This is a genomic window from Paraburkholderia sp. ZP32-5, from assembly GCF_021390495.1.
Lineage (GTDB): Bacteria > Pseudomonadota > Gammaproteobacteria > Burkholderiales > Burkholderiaceae > Paraburkholderia.
Genome location: NZ_JAJEJP010000001.1, coordinates 1,609,033 through 1,626,350, shown reverse-complemented (window position 1 = coordinate 1,626,350; position 17,318 = coordinate 1,609,033). Strand labels below are relative to the sequence as shown.

15 protein-coding genes and 1 riboswitch are annotated in these 17,318 nt (G+C 64.9%); of the genes, 7 read left to right on the top strand and 8 right to left on the bottom strand.

Annotated elements, in window-relative coordinates; all coding sequences use genetic code 11:
* Positions 1–20: 20 nt before the first annotated feature.
* Positions 21–2,591, top strand: coding sequence for an FUSC family protein (locus L0U82_RS06880; protein ID WP_233829365.1), 2,571 nt, complete (start codon positions 21–23; stop codon positions 2,589–2,591).
* A gap of 118 nt (positions 2,592–2,709) precedes the next feature.
* Here L0U82_RS06880 and L0U82_RS06875 read toward each other — a convergent pair whose 3' ends face one another.
* Together L0U82_RS06875 and L0U82_RS06870 are read right to left on the bottom strand one after the other, a co-directional pair.
* Positions 2,710–2,919: a hypothetical protein gene (locus L0U82_RS06875; protein ID WP_233829364.1), complete on the bottom strand. Its 210-nt coding sequence runs from the start codon at positions 2,917–2,919 to the stop codon at positions 2,710–2,712.
* A gap of 244 nt (positions 2,920–3,163) precedes the next feature.
* On the bottom strand, positions 3,164–3,637 hold the full coding sequence (locus tag L0U82_RS06870) for an Lrp/AsnC family transcriptional regulator (RefSeq protein WP_233829363.1): 474 nt from the start codon (positions 3,635–3,637) through the stop codon (positions 3,164–3,166).
* Between the two features lie 137 nt (positions 3,638–3,774).
* Between L0U82_RS06870 and L0U82_RS06865 the strand changes: the two genes are divergently transcribed.
* On the top strand, positions 3,775–4,443 hold the full coding sequence (locus tag L0U82_RS06865) for a cysteine dioxygenase family protein (protein WP_233829361.1): 669 nt from the start codon (positions 3,775–3,777) through the stop codon (positions 4,441–4,443).
* A 208-nt stretch (positions 4,444–4,651) separates the two neighbouring features.
* Here the strand turns inward: L0U82_RS06865 and L0U82_RS06860 are convergent, their stop codons facing one another.
* The 4 genes from L0U82_RS06860 to L0U82_RS06845 form a co-directional block, all read right to left on the bottom strand.
* Entirely contained in the window at positions 4,652–7,612 is a 2,961-nt protein-coding gene (locus L0U82_RS06860; RefSeq protein ID WP_233829359.1) for a mechanosensitive ion channel family protein, read from the bottom strand.
* A 241-nt stretch (positions 7,613–7,853) separates the two neighbouring features.
* Positions 7,854–8,501 carry an NAD(P)-dependent oxidoreductase gene (locus tag L0U82_RS06855; RefSeq protein WP_233829357.1) on the bottom strand — a complete coding sequence of 216 codons (648 nt, stop codon included), beginning with the start codon at positions 8,499–8,501 and terminating at the stop codon, positions 7,854–7,856.
* Positions 8,502–8,676: 175 nt separating this feature from the next.
* Complete coding sequence (locus L0U82_RS06850) at positions 8,677–9,132, bottom strand: Rrf2 family transcriptional regulator (RefSeq protein WP_233829355.1); 456 nt, start codon at positions 9,130–9,132, stop codon at positions 8,677–8,679.
* Between the two features lie 87 nt (positions 9,133–9,219).
* Positions 9,220–9,693 carry a hypothetical protein gene (locus L0U82_RS06845; protein ID WP_233829354.1) on the bottom strand — a complete coding sequence of 158 codons (474 nt, stop codon included), beginning with the start codon at positions 9,691–9,693 and terminating at the stop codon, positions 9,220–9,222.
* Between the two features lie 241 nt (positions 9,694–9,934).
* On the opposite strand from L0U82_RS06845, the gene L0U82_RS06840 reads away from it, so the two are divergent.
* Positions 9,935–10,516, top strand: a complete 582-nt coding sequence (locus tag L0U82_RS06840) for a DJ-1/PfpI family protein (protein WP_233829353.1) — start codon at positions 9,935–9,937, stop codon at positions 10,514–10,516.
* Positions 10,517–10,564: 48 nt separating this feature from the next.
* On the opposite strand, the gene L0U82_RS06835 is transcribed toward L0U82_RS06840, so the two are convergent.
* Entirely contained in the window at positions 10,565–12,361 is a 1,797-nt protein-coding gene (locus L0U82_RS06835; RefSeq protein ID WP_233829352.1) for a sensor histidine kinase, read from the bottom strand.
* Positions 12,362–12,769: 408 nt separating this feature from the next.
* On the opposite strand from L0U82_RS06835, the gene L0U82_RS06830 reads away from it, so the two are divergent.
* The 3 genes from L0U82_RS06830 to L0U82_RS06820 all read left to right on the top strand — a co-directional run bounded on the left by L0U82_RS06830 (position 12,770) and on the right by L0U82_RS06820 (position 15,772).
* The gene (locus L0U82_RS06830; RefSeq protein ID WP_233829351.1) at positions 12,770–13,957 is read left to right on the top strand and encodes an ammonium transporter; all 1,188 of its coding nucleotides are present in this window, start codon (positions 12,770–12,772) and stop codon (positions 13,955–13,957) included.
* Positions 13,958–14,129: 172 nt separating this feature from the next.
* Positions 14,130–14,192, top strand: a riboswitch (Fluoride riboswitch).
* A gap of 74 nt (positions 14,193–14,266) precedes the next feature.
* Positions 14,267–14,647, top strand: coding sequence for a fluoride efflux transporter CrcB (gene crcB / locus L0U82_RS06825; protein WP_233829350.1), 381 nt, complete (start codon positions 14,267–14,269; stop codon positions 14,645–14,647).
* Between the two features lie 210 nt (positions 14,648–14,857).
* On the top strand, positions 14,858–15,772 hold the full coding sequence (locus tag L0U82_RS06820; protein ID WP_233829349.1) for a MurR/RpiR family transcriptional regulator: 915 nt from the start codon (positions 14,858–14,860) through the stop codon (positions 15,770–15,772).
* On the opposite strand, the gene L0U82_RS06815 is transcribed toward L0U82_RS06820, so the two are convergent.
* Positions 15,766–16,734, bottom strand: a complete 969-nt coding sequence (locus tag L0U82_RS06815; RefSeq protein ID WP_233829348.1) for an HAD-IIA family hydrolase — start codon at positions 16,732–16,734, stop codon at positions 15,766–15,768. The genes L0U82_RS06820 and L0U82_RS06815 overlap by 7 nt on opposite strands.
* 263 nt (positions 16,735–16,997) lie before the next feature.
* On the opposite strand from L0U82_RS06815, the gene L0U82_RS06810 reads away from it, so the two are divergent.
* Positions 16,998–17,318 (top strand): hypothetical protein, encoded by a 321-nt coding sequence (locus L0U82_RS06810; protein WP_233829346.1) that lies wholly within the window; start codon positions 16,998–17,000, stop codon positions 17,316–17,318.

Below are 17,318 nucleotides of genomic sequence, written 5' to 3'. Positions count from 1 at the left end.
GAACGGATTCCAGGTAGTCGATGCGCTATTCGGTCGAAATAAAAAAATTCCTCTATAGCCAGTACTTCTATGGAGGGCTGCGTATCGCGGTCGGCGTGTCGTTACCGGCCATCCTGTGCCTGATCGTCTTTCACGATCGTGAACTCGGCTTCACGATCGCGACCGGCGCGCTCGGCGCCTGCGTGGTCGACATGCCGGGCCCACTGAAATACAAGCACAACGAGATGCTGGCCTGCACGGTGATCGGCTTTCTGTCCGCGCTCGCCACCGGGCTTGCCACCGTCAATCCGGTGGCGCTGTGGTGCACCGTCGTGCCGCTCACGTTCGTGCTGTCGCTGATCGTCGTGTACGGCAACCGCTGGCCGCAAATCAGCTTCGCGACGCTGTTCATGATGATCATGACGCTCGAGGAGCACTTCACGCCGATGCAGGCGCTCGTCAATGCATCGTGGATTCTGCTCGGCGGCCTCTGGTACACGTACTGGTCGACCTTCGTGAGCCGCTGGATGATGCATCGCATCGAGCAGCAGGCGCTCGCCGAAAGCGTGTTCGCGTGCGCCGACTATCTGCTCGCGCGCGCCGCGTTTTACGACCTCGACAACGATCTCGACGAGTGCTATCGCAATCTCGTCGACAAGCAGATCTCTACGGTCGAACGCCAGGACGCCGCGCGCGACATCGTGCTGCGCAATCTGCCGACGTTAAAACGCGGCAAGCTCGAACCGCGCCGCGCGATGCTGTACAACCTGTTCATCAATACCGTCGATCTGCACGAACTGTTCGTCGGCGCGCAAACCGATTACACGCTGGTGCGCAGCACGTTCGGCGGCTCCGATCTGCTGGTGTTCTATCGCGACCTGATCCGCAAGGCAGCCGAAGATCTCGAAGAAATCGGGCTCGCGGTGCTGCAGAATCAGGCACCGCGCAAGCGCGTGAACGTGAAGGCCGAATTGCGGGCGATCGAGTATGAAATCGAGCTGATGCGCAAGCAGTCGTTGCCCGCGCAGAACCCGGAGGCGTATTCGGCGGTTTCGGCGAATTTCCGGCGCATCTGGAGCGCTACGCGGCTGATCGACAAGATGCGCCGCAATCTGACGACCGAACCAAGCGCGACCGAAACCGAATTGCGCATCGACGAAGCGCTCAACCGCTTCGTATCGAGCCGTCGCGTGCCGTTCGGGCAGATCTTCTCGAATCTGACGATGGCCTCGCCGAGCTTCCGTCACGCGCTGCGGGTGACGATCGCGGTCGCCATCGGCTTCTGGCTGGGCCGACTGCTGCCGCTCACCAACGCGTACTGGATCGTGATGACCACTGTCATCATCCTGAAGCCGGGTTATTCGCTGACCAAGCAGCGTAACGGCCAGCGGATCATCGGCACGCTGATCGGCTGCGCGGCGAGCATCGCGTTGATCATCTTCGTGAAGGAGCCGCACATCCTGATGGTCGTGATGTTCGCGTCGATGGTAATGAGCTATAGCCTGCTGCTGTTCAATTACACCGCGAGCGTGGTGTTCACGTCGTCGTATGTGCTGATGCTGTTTCATCTGCTCGCGCCGGGCAGCATGCGCATCATCGGCGAGCGCGCGATCGACACCGTGGTCGGCTGCGCGATCGCGATCGCAGCGAGCCATCTGTTCCCGTACTGGGAATACCGGCTGATGGGCAAGCTCGTGAACAACATGATCAGCGCGACGCGGCAGTATCTGGAGGCGAGCTGGTGGTGGAGCGGCAAGCCGGCGGCGGCCGTCGTGGCTGCCGTGACCGAAGCCGGCGCGCGCGCGCCGGCAGCGGCGATGGCTGATCCGGCGATTGGTTTTGCGGGGCCGGCGTTCGCTGGGGCGCGTGCGGGTGCTGGGGCTAATGCCGGTGCCGGCACTGGTGCGGTCGGGACTGGCGCAGCGATCAGAACTGAAGCCGACGCAAGGATGGCTGCCGACGTCGCCGTGGCCGCACCACCAACCGCCGACTCCACCACAAGCGCAACCCCGAACAATGCCGCCAACGCCAGCAACCCCGCCACCATCACCAATGCGACCGCCCGCTCCGCCAGCGGCGCGTCGGCAGCAGCGGCCGCGGCGGCCACCGCGCTCGATCGCGATTATCGCTACCGGCTCGCGCGCAAGAACGTCCACGTCGCATTCGCGAATCTCGGACAGGCGTTCCAGCGAATGATGCTCGAACCGAAATCCGCGCAGAAGTTCGTGCCCGAGCTCAACGGTCTGCTCGTGCGTAGCCACGTGCTTGCGTCGCAGATCACCGCCGCCGCGCCATTGCTGCGCACGTCCGCGCAACAACGGCAGCAGGCCGACGACATCTCGCTACAGCCGCTGCAGCGCGCGCTCACGCTCGTGCGTGACAACCTCACTGCCGCCGAAGCCGGCACCGCGTTGCCCGGCGAGCAAAGCGAACAGATCAAGCTGATGACTCGCGAACTCGATGCGATGGTCGTCGCATCGGAGAAATCGCCGGACTATACGGCCGATGCCGTGCATGACATGAAGCAACTGGCTCACCAGTGCAAGCAGATGCTCGCGGCGTCGGCGCAGATTCGCAAGGATGCGAGCATCATCCGGCTGCCGGACGAGTGAAACCGGAGCTGGCCGGGAAGCAGCCGGGATCGGCGAGCGAACGGCCGCGGGTGAGCCCGGGGAGCAAACCAGGAACAGACGGGGAGCGGACGAAAAGCAGACCGGAAGCGGCCTCGCGTTACTGCGCCGCGCCGCTCGCGGGCTTCATCGCGTTGGCGGCTGCCGCGGCCTGCGATGCCACCGAAGGCCCCTGCGCGTCCTGACTGTCGGCCTCGTGCTTTTCGTGGATCGCGTTATAGAACAGCGTGGCGATCACCAGCAGGATCGCGACCACGATAAAGACGGCGATGCCAAAGGTCGGGTTCTTCTTGCGCGGCGGTTTGTTCATGAAGCAGGCTCGGTTCGCGAAGTAATCGCGGATGGGTCACGGAAGGCGGAATTCTACGCCCACTGAGCTTGCACACGGCTTGCAGCCAGCAGCACCGGCGAGGATGCGAAACACGTGGCGCTCGTCTTCGACCCAGCAAGCGCCGCACCCACTCACGGCGATGCGCATCAACCGTTACCGTGCCAGGCAACTGCCTGACGATCATCTGGCAACCGGCCGGCACCGCGCACGTAGCCGGCGGTTTTCACGTTACTGCAGAAGAGCGCACCGGCAGCGCCGTCGAATATTTGATCTGTTCCATCGCAAAACTCGAACTCACGTCGTATAGCGGCACGGCCGTGATCAGCCGCTTGTAGATCCGGTCGTAGTCGTCGATATCGGATACCACCACGCGTAGCAGATAGTCGGTCTCGCCGCTCATCCGGTACACCTCGACCACTTCCGGAATGTCCCGCACCGCCTGCGTGAATGCGGTGGCCCACGCCTCGGTGTGCTGGTTGGTGCGCACCGCGACGAACACCGTCGTGCCCACTCCCAGCTTGCGCGCGTCGCACAGCGCCACCTGCGCGCGAATCACGCCCGCCTCCTTCAAGCGCTGCAGCCGCTTCCAGCACGGCGTCTGCGACAGATTCACGCGCTGCGCGAGTTCGGCGATCGGCATCGTCGCGTCTTCCTGCAACAGTTCCAGTAGCTTGCGATCGATGATATCCATGCCCATAAGACACCCCAGATAGGAAATTATTCTACGTTTTAGAGCCTGAGGGGAATTATATGGAAACTCTTTCTCCGGTCAAACGGGTATAAATATCCGTACCGAAAATAGCCGACAAGCAGCGGGCACGCTGCACTACGACCATGAGCGACGATCTTCGCACCAGCCGTTTCGAGCGCACCTCCAGCCTCCTCGCCTCGCTGACCGATCCAGCCAGTCTCGGCGCCGACGCATCGTCCGCCTGCGGGACGGATCGCCGCGCCTGCGCGCCGCTCGAGCGGCTGTGCGACACACTGGACGCGATACTCGAGGCCAGCGCCAAGTTTCCCGAATCGGCGCGCTCGACGTTCTTTGCGCGCAGCATGCGAATCGCGCTCGCGGACGCGGCCGGCGACCCGGATCTGCTCAGCCCGGAGCAACGCGAAGGCTCGGCCGAACGCTATCGCCGCCACCTGCTCGCCGCCGATCCGCTCGGCCGCTATGCGGTCGCCGCGCTGGTCTGGCAGCCGGGCCAGGCGAGCCCCGTGCATGGGCACCACACGTGGTGCAGTTACGCGGTGGTCGACGGCGAACTGAGCGAGACGATCTACGAATGGAATGACGCGCAGGCTTGTGCGAACCCGTTGCGCTCGCAGGCGCGCAAGCGCGGCGCGGTGTCGTTCGTGCGTGGCGGCCGTGGCGCGATTCATCAGCTCGGCAACAGCAGCAAGGCGGCCGCCGTGTCGCTGCATGTCTACGGCGTCGAAGGCGCACGGATCGGCACCGGCGTGAATGACATCGTGCGCGTGGCCGATCCGGCGGTATTGGTTTGATCGATGGGCGTCAAGCATGCTGCAGCAGCGGCCGGTATCGATCGAGGTAATCGCGCCCGGCTGTCGCTGCTAGTTTGACGAAACACGCATGCGGAAGTGCAGGCGCAGTCCGCCGGAACCGTCTCGCGTCTCAGCTCTTGCCGCCTGCATCTCCAGCCATCGGAAATGATGCGATGCAGGCGCAACCCGCCGGAAACCGTCACACATATCAGCTCTTGCCGCTCGCATCGCCAGCCGTCGGAATCTGCGGCGAAACCGGTGCGGTCTGTTCAGTGGGCGGCGGCGCGGGTCGCGGCTCGTGCGATACATCGCGCGCCGGCGCAAGCGGCAACTGCGTCGATGCGTGCGGCGAAGCGCCAATGCCGGCCGGCTCGCGCGCACTCGTATGCGCGCTCTCATGTGCCCTTTCGTGGGTCTTTTCATGGGCCCTCTCGCGGCTCCGTTCAGGAGCACTTTCCGGCGTCCATTCGTCAGTCCGCTCGTGCGCTCTTTCGTACGGCGTGTCGTATGTTCTTTCGTGCGCCCGCGCCGACATCACAGTCCCAGCCCGATCACGCACGCTTTGCCGCGTCCACTCATGATCCCGCTCATGGGCACGCTCATGCTCCTGCACACGTAACTCACCATGCGCAGGGCGGCTCTCCCGCCCATCGACCGGCGCGACAAAACCCGTCATTTCATCGTCGCGCAACGGCTCACCCTCGCTATCCTTCGATGACGTATACACCCGCATCTGCGCGACCGGAATCTCGATCCCCGCTTCGTCCATCTTGCGTTTGAGCTGCAGATTGAACGCGCGCGCGACGCTCCATTGCTGCAGCGGCCGCGTCTTGATCTGCCCTTTGACGACCATCCAGTTCGGATCGAAGCGGTCGAGCCCCCACACCTCGATCGGTCCGAGCATCTCGCGCCGGTAACGGAAATCGGCCATCAGTTCGGCGCCGACCTCGCGAATCAGCTCCATGATCTGATCGACGTCGGTCGAGAACGACAGGCGCACCTCGAACACCGCATACGCGAAATCGCGCGACAGGTTCTTCACGATCTTGATCTGCGAGAACGGGATCGCGTGAATCGCGCCCTGCCCGTCACGCAGCCGCACGGTACGAATCGACAGATGTTCGACCGTGCCCGCGTGCCCGCCGTCGACGTCGATCCAGTCGCCGACCGAAATCGTGTCCTCGATGATGATGAACAGCCCCGTGATCAGATCGGTCACGAGCGACTGCGCGCCGAAGCCGATCGCGAGACCGATCACGCCCGCGCCCGCGAGCAGCGGCGTCACGTTGATGCCGAGATTGGCCGCCGTGACGATGCCGGCGATCATCATGATCGTCACCAGCAGCACGTTGCGCACGAGCGGCAGCATCGTGCGTGCGCGCATGCTCGGCGCGCGCGCCTTGTTGCGTGCACTGCCCGGATTGAGTGCCTCGGTGATCGCGGTGTCGACCAGAATCCACAGCAGCCACGCGATGAACAGCGTCGCGACGATGGCCGTCATCGCATGCGCGACGCCGCGCGCCGCGACGTTTTTCTCGACCATCGCGGCCAGCGACACACCCCACAGACGCGCCGCGAGTTCGAAGAAAAACAGCCAGATGAACAGCGTGAGCAGCGTGCCGCAAAACCGCAGCAGCCGCGTCAGATACGGAGAGCGGCGCCGCGCGCGCGCACTGCGCGGGCGCGTCATGCGCAGCACGATCGCCGACAGGAAAAACGCCAGCACCAGCAGCAGCGCGGTGACGATCGAAATCTGCAGCACGTTTTCGCTCGAACCCGAGCCGCCGATCGTCGCGACCACCGATGCAGCCGCGAGCACGAGCACCGGCACGTGCCACAGCGCGGCGAGCACGTCGAACGCGTCGGTCGCCGCCTTGTGATCGTTGCGCTGCTCGTAGGGCCGGTTGCGGATCAGATGCGCGACCGGACGCCGGAACGCGACCGCGAAATAGCCGGTCAGCACGGCGGCCGTCATATTGGCCGCGGTCGAAATCAGCGCGGCGAGATTCGAGCCGAGCTGATGCGCGACGTCGTAATTGACCGCCGCGTCACCGAGCGCGCCGCACACGCCGATCACGAACAGCACGCGCCGCGCGTGATCGATCAGCAGACGCACCGCGACCCGCCGGTGCCCCGAGCCGAACAGCGAAAACATGATCAGGCAGATCGCCGAAAACACCGCGCCCGCGACGATCGCATACGCGACCACCATGCCGAGCGTGCGGCCGAGCGCATCCGGCATCGCGCGCACGAACAGCAGCGCGGCAAGAAACGCGATGATCCACGGACCGACGCGGCGCAGCGCGAAGATCAACAGTTCGCGCGTGGTCGGATTCGGCCGCAGTTTGAAATCGATGCCGAGGCGCCGATAAAGCCGGTGCTGCAGATAGATCAGCGCGCCCGCGCAGGCACCCCAGCCGGCCAGCATCGCGACCATCGACAGCAGGATGCGGCCGAGGCTCTCGCGCCCCTGGCCTGAGACGATCGTGAACAGTTCGTTGCCGGCCGCGTTCAGACGTCCGCCCCAGTAGCGCACCGGTGTGCGGCCCTGATGCACGTCGGATTCGAACGACGCGATGCCCGATGCGATTGCGCCGAGCAGGCCCGGGCTCGGTGGCGCAGGCGCGGCCGGTCCGACGGTTTGCGCCGCGTTTTGCGATACGTCGCGCAGTTTCTTCAACTGGCTGACGAGCGCGCTGCGCTGGCGGTCGTTGTCGAGTGTGGCGATCACGCTGTCGAGCGAACGCGCGAGTTCCGCCTGGCTGGCGGGCGACGGCGCGGACGCCGCTTCGGCCGCGGAGGCGCCCGAGGCCGCCGAAGCCGGCGCTGCCGCGCTGACCGTTGCGCTATTGATCAGGCTCTGCAATGCGGGAATCACCGGCGTGCCGGTGCCGACCGCGGGTCCGGCGGCCGCGGCTTGCAGCGGTAGCACCCCGATGCATAGCAACAGCGCCGCGCACAGCAGTGCGGCGATCCAGCTAGCGGGTCTCGCGGGCATTGACGTTCGACGGCGCGCGTCGCCACGAAACTCGTGAGGCTCGCGAAGTTCGCGCTGCATCGCGCAGTCGGCGGGGTCGGAGGAAAAATGAGGGGCGGTGCGGGTCGCCGGCTGCTGCGTGCTATCGGACGGTGCAGCCTCGGACTCACACCGCAACGGGCATGACTGCATGGCAATCCGTAGGAAAACGGAAGTCGCCAGTGTAGCCGCAGTTTTGCCCTGCGCGCCCGAACATGCGTAACCGAATGTTAGGGCGCTTGCGCGAGCGCCGATGGGTGTGCGTCGGGATATCTGGCGGCTGCGTGGCCGATTTACGAATCGCGTATTCGTGTATCGATGCGCTCGCGCATTCACGTACGACGAACGCCAACGAGCAGCGCGAACGACACCTCGATCGCGCTCGCCCTCTGCGTCAGTACGCGACGGTCGCGATCTGGCGGATGAAACGGCCCTGCTCCAGTTCGTCGACAAACGCAATCGCATAGTCTTCCGCGGAAATGCGGCTATTGCCTTGCGCATCGGCGATCAGCGTGTTGGCGCCCGTGCGGAACTTGCCGGTCCGCTCACCCGGCTCGATCAGCGCGGCCGGCGCGAAAAAAGTCCAGTCAAGATCGGCGACGCCGTGGTAGTAGTCGAACGCATCGCGGTGCGCGAGCGCGATCGGCTTATAGGCGTCCGGAAAACCATCCGCGTCGACCAGTTGCTTGCCCGGCGCGACCTCAAGCGAGCCCGCGCCGCCCACCACCACGACGCGCTTCAGACCCGCGGCGCGCACGCCTTCGACCAGCGCGTGCGTCGCCTTGACGAGCGTCGCGAGATCGCTCTGTGGCGGCGCATACGCGCTCGCCACGACGTCGTGACCGCGCACGGCCGCGCCGACGCTCGCAGCGTCGAGCAGATCGGCACGCTCGGCGTGCATATTCGCGACGCCGGCCGGCACGCGCGCCGGGTCGCGCACGAGCGCCGTCACCTGATGCCCGCGACGCGCGGCTTCCGCGGCAATCCGCGAACCGATCATGCCGGTTGCGCCAAACAATGCGATCTTCAGTTGCTTGCTCATTTCAACGTACTCCCGATGTCTTATATGTAACTATAGTAGTTACATATAAGGTGAAAAAAACGGGGGATTTACCCCGTTTGCTGGTTAAGGCGCGTGCCGCCAATACTCGTCACGCGCATCACGATACTACTGTTCCTTGCGCTTTCTCATCCGCGCCGGCAGGCCATCCCGGCCATCATGCCTGCGCGCGACGCCTGCGCTCACGCTGCTTTTCCGCTCGCACCACGTCGGCGGTCGCGTCAGCCAGTGTGCGCGTGCCAAGCGATGCTTCCATCGCCTGCTGCGCTTCATCGATCACCCCGCGCAGCACGCTCTGAATATGGCGCCCCACCATGCACGCCGGATTCGGATCCTCACGATGCAGCGCAAGCAGTTGCGTGTCTTCAACCGCGTGATACACCTCGAGTAGCGTGATCTGCTCAGGCGCCCGCGCGAGCAATGCGCCACCGCCCGCGCCAAGCTGCGACGTGGTCAGCCCCGCTTGCGCGAGCATCGTCAGCAACCGGCGGATCAGCGCGGGATTCGTATTCACGCTACCCGCGATCATCTCCGACGACAGCGGCACGCCGCCCTGCAGCGACAACAGCGCGAGCACATGTACCGCAAATGCAAACCGGCTACTCGTGTTCACAGCGAATCCGCCCGGCAACGACAAAGTGTAACGATGGTAATTACATTTATTCCCGACGTCAAACGTTCGAATGGATCAGTACGCATGTCACTTATCCATCTGCTTCTGAGCATCGGAGGAATCGGCGGAACTGGTCGACGCACCCGGCGCGGTTGACGACGCCGAATTCTGCGCCGACCACGCCTGCAGCTTGCGGCCCGCCACTTCGAGGCCCTGGCCGGTGATCGACGCGGCCTTGCCCAACTGCGCGTTGGCCGCGCTCGCCGCATTCTGCAGATTGGCCTGCGCGCTCGATGCGAGTGCCGCGGGATCGATCTTGATCGACGGCGCGGACGCCGATTCGAGGTTTTGCTGCGCGGCGGACTTCGTTGCATCGACCTGCTGGTTGACGTAGCTCGCCGCCTGATCGAGCTTCTGGCCAGCGGCCTGGGCGGCGTCGTTGAGCTTGCCCGCGACCTGCCCGGCTGACGCGTCGTTTTTTTGGCATGCGGCCAGCGCGCCGAATACGAACAGCACGCACGCCGCGCGGCGCAACAACGACGAGGAGATAGATGAAATCATGTGTGGGTATCAGCCGCGCGATGCGGCTCGTGCAGACGAAGACGCGCCCATGATACCGCCGATGCGTTACGCGCCCCAGCCATCGCTTCGCCTCGTCGCCGTTCTGTCAAACGTGATGGAGTAGACTGGCCGGGCATCACTCGGCGTCACCCTGCATCAACCAGCATCTGTCAGCATCTCCGTGCGTCAATACTCATCTGAAGTTCGGCGCGGTGTCCCGTTGATCAACTGGAGGCATACGATGGCGGCAAAGAAGATCCTGTTCCTGACCGGCGACTTCGCCGAGGACTATGAAACGATGGTGCCGTTTCAGGCGCTGCAGGCAGTCGGTCATATCGTCGACGCGGTCTGCCCGAACAAGAAGGCGGGCGAGCGCATCAAGACCGCGATCCACGATTTCGAAGGCGATCAGACCTATACCGAGAAGCCGGGCCATCAGTTCACGCTGAACGCAACGTTCGACGACATCGATCCGCGCCAGTACGACGCGCTCGCGATTGCCGGCGGCCGCGCGCCCGAGTATCTGCGGCTCGATCCGAAGGTGATCGACATCGTTCGGCAATTCGCCGAGGCCGGCAAGCCGATCGCGGCGATCTGCCATGCGGCGCAACTGCTCGCCGCCGCCGACGTGATTCGCGGCAAGCGTATTTCCGCGTATCCGGCCTGCGCGCCCGAGGTGAAGCTGGCGGGCGGCGAATACGCCGACATTCCCGTCGACGCCGCAATCACCGACGCCAACTTCGTCACCGCGCCCGCGTGGCCCGCGCACCCCGAGTGGCTACGGCAGTTCCTCGTCGTGCTCGGCACGCGTATCGAGCATTGAGTCCGGCGGCGAGCGCGTGCGATTGGACTGCACGCGCTGCCGCCCAGCTCACGCTTGCCGCGTACTGATGCCCGCCGCCGGGTCGGCCGAACGCACGGGCGCTTTGCCACTCGAGGCTGTATCCGAGGACTCACGTGCTTCCAGTTCTACACGCGCGCTCCCCGTCTCGCGCGATAGCGGACGTGCAGCCGTAATCGCCCGCGCCGCGGCCGCCGCGGAGACCGCCGCGAACTCCCGTGTCCCCGCGCTCGCTCCCACCGCCGCCCCGGCCTCCGGCAACGACAGATAAAACGTGGTGCCGGTCCCTTCCTTCGATTCCGCCCACACCCGTCCACCGTGCCGCTCGACCATCCGTCGCACGAGCGCGAGACCGATGCCCTCGCCCGCCGTCGCATTGCCGTGTAGCCGCTGAAATGCGTTGAAAAGACGCGGCAGCGCGATCGCCGGAATGCCGAGGCCGTTGTCGCGCACATAGAAGATGCGTAGGGATTGCACGCCCGGCGGTGCCGGCGTCGTGCCGATCTCGATACGGCCTTCGCGCGCCGGATCCAGATAATTGACCGCATTGCCGACGAGGTTCGCGAAGATCTGTTCGAGCGCGGTCGGGTCGCCCCATACCGCGGGCAACTCGCCGACACTCACACGCGCGCGCCGCGCCCGGATCGAACCCTGCATCGCATCGACGACGCGCTGCACGATGTCGTGCACGTCGACTCTCTGGCGTCGGTACTCGACGCGGCCGACCCGCGATAGCCGCAGCAGCGCGTCGATGATGTGCGACGCGCGCAGCACGGCAGTCTGCAAATAGTGCAGCGCCTCGCCGATATCTTCGTCGACGATCCGCTCGATGCGCCGCCGCGTCGTCGCCGCCAGCGACGATTCGCGCACCGCCACGCGCAACTCGTCGCACGCGCGGATCAGTTCCTTCGAGAAGCCCTGCAAGTTCACCAGCGGCGCGCGCAGATCGTGCGACACGCTGTAGATGAACATCTCGTTTTCCTGGGTCTGCTGACGCAGCGTCTCGTTGATGCGCACGAGTTCGGCCGCGCGGCGCTCGAGATCCGCGTGAAAGCGCGCTTCGATACGCTCGGCTTCGAGCAGACGCCGGCTGGTTTCATGCAAGGTCAGATCGAGCCGCGCGATCTCGTCGCGGCCCGGGCCGAGCGGCGCGAGCGGTTCGTTGCCGGCGAGACGCCCGGCGTTGTCGGACAGCAGCGAGAGCCGGCCGCGCACGCCGCGCGTGAACAGCCACACGGCCAGCGCGACGAACAGCAGCGAGCCAAAGCCGGCCGCGACGATCAATGTTTGCTGCCGCTCGCGCGCGGCACCGGCGGCGTTCGAGCGCAGCGTGTCCAGACGCCGCTCCTCGGTCTGGAACGCGGTGATCTGCAAGCGGAAACGATCGAGCACGTCGGCGCCGGCCAGGTCGCGAAAGCGCTCGAGAATATCGTTGCGCCGCCCCGCGTGCAGCAGGTCCTGGATCCGGTCCGACCACTGGCGATATGCCTGCACCGCCTGGCGCACCTCGACCACGCGCTCGACTTGCGCGGGGTTGTCGGCGACGAGTTCGGTCAGCTCATCAATGCGCCGGTCGACGTCCACCCACGTCGCGACCGGCGTGCTGAAACGCGCGTCGTTGGCGAGCACCGCGCCGCGCAACGCGACGGACTCCGCGAGCACCGGATCGAGAATCGCGGTGGTCTGACGCAGCACCTCCTCGCTGTGCATCGCCCAACGCTCCGCCTGCGCCGTGTCGGCTTGCGCCTTCACCAGTCCGGAGAGCAGCGCAAGTTCGAAGACGGCAGGAATCGCAATCAGCAACAGGCCTTTGGTGGTCAGTCTCATGCGTGCTTGTTGGCGGAAGTGGCCGGCGGATCATGCGCGGGTCGGCACATTATGTCGGCGTTTGGGCGGGAAGACAAAGAGGGACACAACTGATGTCGGGTGGATGCAAATCGCCGCGGCGGCAGACGCGCCATCGGCGGGCAAATCGTCAGCACAGAGAATAAAACTGTAATTTAAATCGAATGTTATGCCCCGCCCTGGATCATTCGCGCTGCTCTTTCGAGCACATGCACTTGTATTGTGCTTTTCGTCGCTGTTCAGGTGCAGCGCACGATTCATTGCGCGGCGGCCGGATCGTTGTCGAATCCCATCCCGGTGCCCGATTGCACCGGATCGACGCGGTCGGCACAACTTTGGCCCGCTTCTTGCTCACTTAGCGCACTTTTTTGGCATAAGCGGGACACATCGATGGATAGTCTGAAAACCGGCGCCGATACCGAGTTTCTTCTGCTCGGGGCCGCCATGGTGCTGGCAATGCACGCGGGGTTTGCGTTTCTCGAGCTGGGCACGGTACGCAAGAAGAATCAGGTCAATGCACTGGTCAAGATTCTGGTGGACTTTTCGGTTTCGACGATCGCGTATTTCTTTATCGGCTACACGATCGCGTACGGCGTGCAGTTCTTCGGCAACGCCGAGTCGCTGGCCCAGCACAACGGCTATGGGCTGGTGCGCTTTTTCTTCCTGCTGACGTTCGCCGCGGCGATTCCCGCGATCGTGTCGGGCGGCATCGCCGAGCGCTCGAAATTCAACCCGCAGCTGTTCGCGACCTTCGTGCTGGTCGGCTTCGTCTATCCGTTCTTCGAAGGGATCGCGTGGAACGACCGCTTCGGCATCCAGGACTGGCTCACGCAAGCGTTCGGCGCGCCGTTTCACGACTTCGCCGGCTCGGTAGTCGTGCATGCATTCGGCGGCTGGGTCGCATTGCCGGCGGTGCTGCTGCTCGGCGCGCGCCATGGCCGCTACCATCGCGACGGCGGCATCGCCGCGCATCCGCCGTCGAACATTCCGTTTCTCGCGCTCGGCGCATGGGTGCTGACGGTCGGCTGGTTCGGCTTCAACGTGATGAGCTCGCAAACGCTCGACAAGATCAGCGGCCTCGTCGCGGTTAATTCGCTGATGGCGATGGTCGGCGGCACGCTGAGCGCGTGGTTCGCTGGACGCAACGACCCGGGCTTCACGTATAACGGCCCGCTCGCGGGGCTGGTCGCGGTGTGCGCGGGCTCGGACATCATGCATCCGCTCGGCGCGCTGGTGACGGGCGCCATCGCCGGCGTGCTGTTCGTCTACATGTTCACCTGCGTGCAGAACCGCTGGCGCATCGACGACGTGCTCGGCGTGTGGCCGCTGCATGGCTTGTGCGGCGCGTGGGGCGGTATCGCGGCAGGCATCTTCGGCCTGCACGCGCTCGGCGGTCTGGGCGGCGTATCGTTCGGCTCGCAGGTGATCGGCACGCTCGGCGGCATCGTCGTGTCGACGGTCGGCGGAACGGTCGTGTACGGCGTGATCCGCATGACGGTCGGCCTGCGGCTCGATCAGGAAGAGGAATACAACGGCGCGGACCTGTCGATCCACAAGATTTCGGCGACGCCGGAGTGAGATCGCGCGGGGGGCGACGTCCCGCTTGCGCAGCCTGCGGTTAAGTCTGTCGAGCAACGCGACGCGCTTCGTGGCGCGCCGCCCCGGCGAGCCACGAAGCGCCGCACACAAAATGCCGTCGCGCCGCTCGCCGCTGCCCGCCTGTCCCCAAATGCCTGTGCCGATGTTAGACTTCGCGGCTGGAGATGGCATTCTCCTTTAACCGCCCTTTGGGGCTGATGATGCCTGCTACGCCCGGTCATGCGGACGCGGCATCACCTCGCCCGCACGAACCGGTTTGTCGACGCACCGGTTGCCACACCCTCTTCCATGTATTGGTCCTTTCTCGCTGTCGCCATTGGCGGCGCACTCGGCTCGCTGTTCCGCTGGTTCCTCGGCTTTCGCCTGAACGGCATCTTTAGCGGCCTGCCGCTCGGCACGCTCGCCGCGAACGTGATCGCCGGCTACATCATCGGCGTCGCGGTTGCGGGCTTCGCGCGCGTGCCGCAACTCGCACCGGAATGGCGGCTGTTCGTCATCACCGGCCTGATGGGCGGACTCTCGACGTTCTCCACTTTCTCCGCCGAAGTCGTGCAGCGGCTGCAGGATGGCCGGCTCGGCTGGGCCGCGGGCGAAATCGCGATCCATGTGAGCGCATCGCTCGCCATGACGGTTCTCGGTATTGCGACGGTGTCGTTGCTGGCGCGTTGATCGCCTTGGGAAATCCGTCGGGCAGGGTCCACGCGATGGCCTCGCGACAGCACGCCCGACGAATAACGCCGCGGCACCGTCGCGCAACAAACCACCCCTACAATTCCTGAAACGAGCCGGCACTACAATGCGCGTGCATGTGGACGGTACGCGTGGACGGCACACGCGCGATACGACCCACTCGGAACGATTCTTGAAACAGGAGCATTGATGCAGCCAGAGAAAAAGGCCCTGGCAAAGACGGTGAGCGACACGCCGTCATCGCCGAGCGGTGAAATTACCGTTTCGGCGATCCTCGCGAGGATCGAACAGCTCTATCCGACCTATGGCGCGGCGAGCCGGCGCATCGCCGATTTCATCCGCGAACGGCCGCGCGAGGTCGTGCATATGTCGGTCAGCGACGTCGCCGATCGCGTCGGCGCCGCGGAAGGCACCGTGGTCGGCTTCTGCAAATCGCTCGGCGCAACCGGTTTTCAGCAGCTCAAGATCGTGCTGGCCCAGGAAATCGTCCAGCCTGTGCAGCTGATTCACGAAGATCTGCAGCCGGAAGACAGCGCCGCCACGGTCGTCGCGAAAATTTTCAGCTCGAATGTGCAGACGCTGCGCGATACGGAGTCGACACTCGACGTGCACGCGCTCGAACAGGCAGTCGCCGCGATCCGCGCCGCGAAGCGCGTCGAAATCTACGGCGTGGGCAGCGCCGCGTCGATTGCCGACGATGCGCATTACCGGATGCTGCGCATCGGCCTCGATGCACGCTCGGTGACCGATCCGCATATCCAGGTGATCAGCGCGTCGCGCTGCGATCCGAGCGTGGCGACGCTGACCATCTCCCACTCCGGCAGCACGCACGAAACGGTCACCGCGACACGCCTCGCGAAAGAAGCCGGCGCGCGCACGATCTGCATCACGAACTTTGGCCGTTCGCCGATCCAGGCATTCACCGACATCGTGCTGACGACGATGGCCCGCGAAACGCGCTTTCGCACCGAGGCCATGACGAGCCGTCTCGCGCAACTCGCGATCGTCGACGTGCTGATCGCGTGCCTCGCGCTCGCCGACTACGAGCGCTCGGTCGACGTGCTGCGTCAGACCTTCGACGTGCTGTCGCTGAAGCGCTATTGACTCGCGGCGCGGCGAGCAGCGCCAGCGTGCTCGCCGTCACCATCGTCCGGATGGTTTTCATCTCCGGATTCGCTTGGGTCGTCGGATTCGAACAACGGCGCCAGCGAACTCACATTCGCGCTGGCATCGCGTCCGACCAGCAGACACTGCATCGCGAGTTGCCGCGCACCGGCACCGTCCGTCAGCGGGTTGTCGCCGATCACGAGCGTGGTCGACGCATCGGTGCCGAGCCGACGCAGCGCTTCGCGAAACAGCAGCGGCTCCGGCTTGCCGACCACGCAGACCGGCTCCACGCCCGCGCACGCGATCACCGCGCTCATCAGACTGCCGGTCTCGGGCGTGACACCGCCATCCGCCGCGGGATGGCTCAGGTCCGGATTCGCGACCATCAGCGTCGCGCCGCGACGCAACTGGTTGGCAACCGACGTCAGCCGCTGGTAACTGAAATGCACATCGCGCCCAAGCAGAATCACCTCCGGCTCGTGTTCGACCACGTTGCCTCCTAGCGCGGCCGCGAGTTGAGCGAGCACCGGGCTCGCGACGATACGCACGCGCGAGCCCGGATACCGCTCGATCATCAACCTCACCGCCTGCTCTCCTGCCAGCACCATGTGCTCCGGTTTCGTCCGCAAACCGAGCCGCCCCAGCTTGCGCGCGAGCGTCACCGCCGTATCGCGCGAATTGTTCGACACGATCGCGTAGCGGTCTTTCGCATGTTCGAGCAGCTCCTTCGCGCCCGGCATCAGTTGACTGCCGGATACGAGCGTGCCGTCGAGATCGATGACGAAACCCGTCGCGCTCGCGAGTTGGCGACGAGCGGCCTGTATGCGCCGGGCGATGAAATCCCGCGCGATGGCGGCGGGCAACGCTGCCTCGTCAACGGGCGGCTGCAGCGGCACCACATCTTCGCTTCCCCATGCGGGGCCGTAAGGAGCACTGCGAGAACTGCGGAAGTGGCGCATCGAGAACGTTCCTGACATATCGGGCTGTTAAAAAAACAGCCGCCAGCTTAGTACTGAATTTTTCTCATATCAACCTCGTTTTTTAACTGAGAAATATTCATTTCTCTGACATAGACCGCGCCTAGCATTTGCATCGTCCGCACTGAAGTTCAGTGCAGCGCACCTGCTCCGGGGTGAAGCAATGGCTTCGGGGTCGGCCAATTTCGCATCGATTCGCCGTGTGTCGATTCCCGGCGCGGGCGCTTAATCCGGTCTATCAAAAAATGAACCTCAAATGCACTGTGACGGCTGTTCGGCACATCGCGAGCGGAGCCTCATGGCGCCGCTCGCTGCTCGGCAGTCTGGCTCTCGCGGCGAGCGTCACGCTGGCCGCTTGCGGTGGTGGCGGCAGCTCGAATGGCTCAACGGCGTCGTCCGGCTCCTCGGGCACGGGCAGCGCGGGCAGTCAGCCCGCGACCGGCGCAAACGGCAGCTCGCCGGCCTCGGGCACATCCCCGGCTTCCGGCACGTCGCCGGCTTCGGGGACCTCCCCGGCATCGGGCACATCCACCGGCTCGACGCCGGTACTGCACTGCGCCCCCTGA

Coding starts and splice junctions, on each gene's coding strand:
- L0U82_RS06880 (WP_233829365.1), top strand. CDS start 21: ATGCGCTATTCGGTCGAAATAAAAAAATTCCTCTATAGCCAGTACTTC.
- L0U82_RS06875 (WP_233829364.1), bottom strand. CDS start 2,919: ATGAACAAACCGCCGCGCAAGAAGAACCCGACCTTTGGCATCGCCGTC.
- L0U82_RS06870 (WP_233829363.1), bottom strand. CDS start 3,637: ATGGGCATGGATATCATCGATCGCAAGCTACTGGAACTGTTGCAGGAA.
- L0U82_RS06865 (WP_233829361.1), top strand. CDS start 3,775: ATGAGCGACGATCTTCGCACCAGCCGTTTCGAGCGCACCTCCAGCCTC.
- L0U82_RS06860 (WP_233829359.1), bottom strand. CDS start 7,612: ATGCAGTCATGCCCGTTGCGGTGTGAGTCCGAGGCTGCACCGTCCGAT.
- L0U82_RS06855 (WP_233829357.1), bottom strand. CDS start 8,501: ATGAGCAAGCAACTGAAGATCGCATTGTTTGGCGCAACCGGCATGATC.
- L0U82_RS06845 (WP_233829354.1), bottom strand. CDS start 9,693: ATGATTTCATCTATCTCCTCGTCGTTGTTGCGCCGCGCGGCGTGCGTG.
- L0U82_RS06840 (WP_233829353.1), top strand. CDS start 9,935: ATGGCGGCAAAGAAGATCCTGTTCCTGACCGGCGACTTCGCCGAGGAC.
- L0U82_RS06835 (WP_233829352.1), bottom strand. CDS start 12,361: ATGAGACTGACCACCAAAGGCCTGTTGCTGATTGCGATTCCTGCCGTC.
- L0U82_RS06830 (WP_233829351.1), top strand. CDS start 12,770: ATGGATAGTCTGAAAACCGGCGCCGATACCGAGTTTCTTCTGCTCGGG.
- crcB (WP_233829350.1), top strand. CDS start 14,267: ATGTATTGGTCCTTTCTCGCTGTCGCCATTGGCGGCGCACTCGGCTCG.
- L0U82_RS06820 (WP_233829349.1), top strand. CDS start 14,858: ATGCAGCCAGAGAAAAAGGCCCTGGCAAAGACGGTGAGCGACACGCCG.
- L0U82_RS06815 (WP_233829348.1), bottom strand. CDS start 16,734: ATGCGCCACTTCCGCAGTTCTCGCAGTGCTCCTTACGGCCCCGCATGG.
- L0U82_RS06810 (WP_233829346.1), top strand. CDS start 16,998: ATGAACCTCAAATGCACTGTGACGGCTGTTCGGCACATCGCGAGCGGA.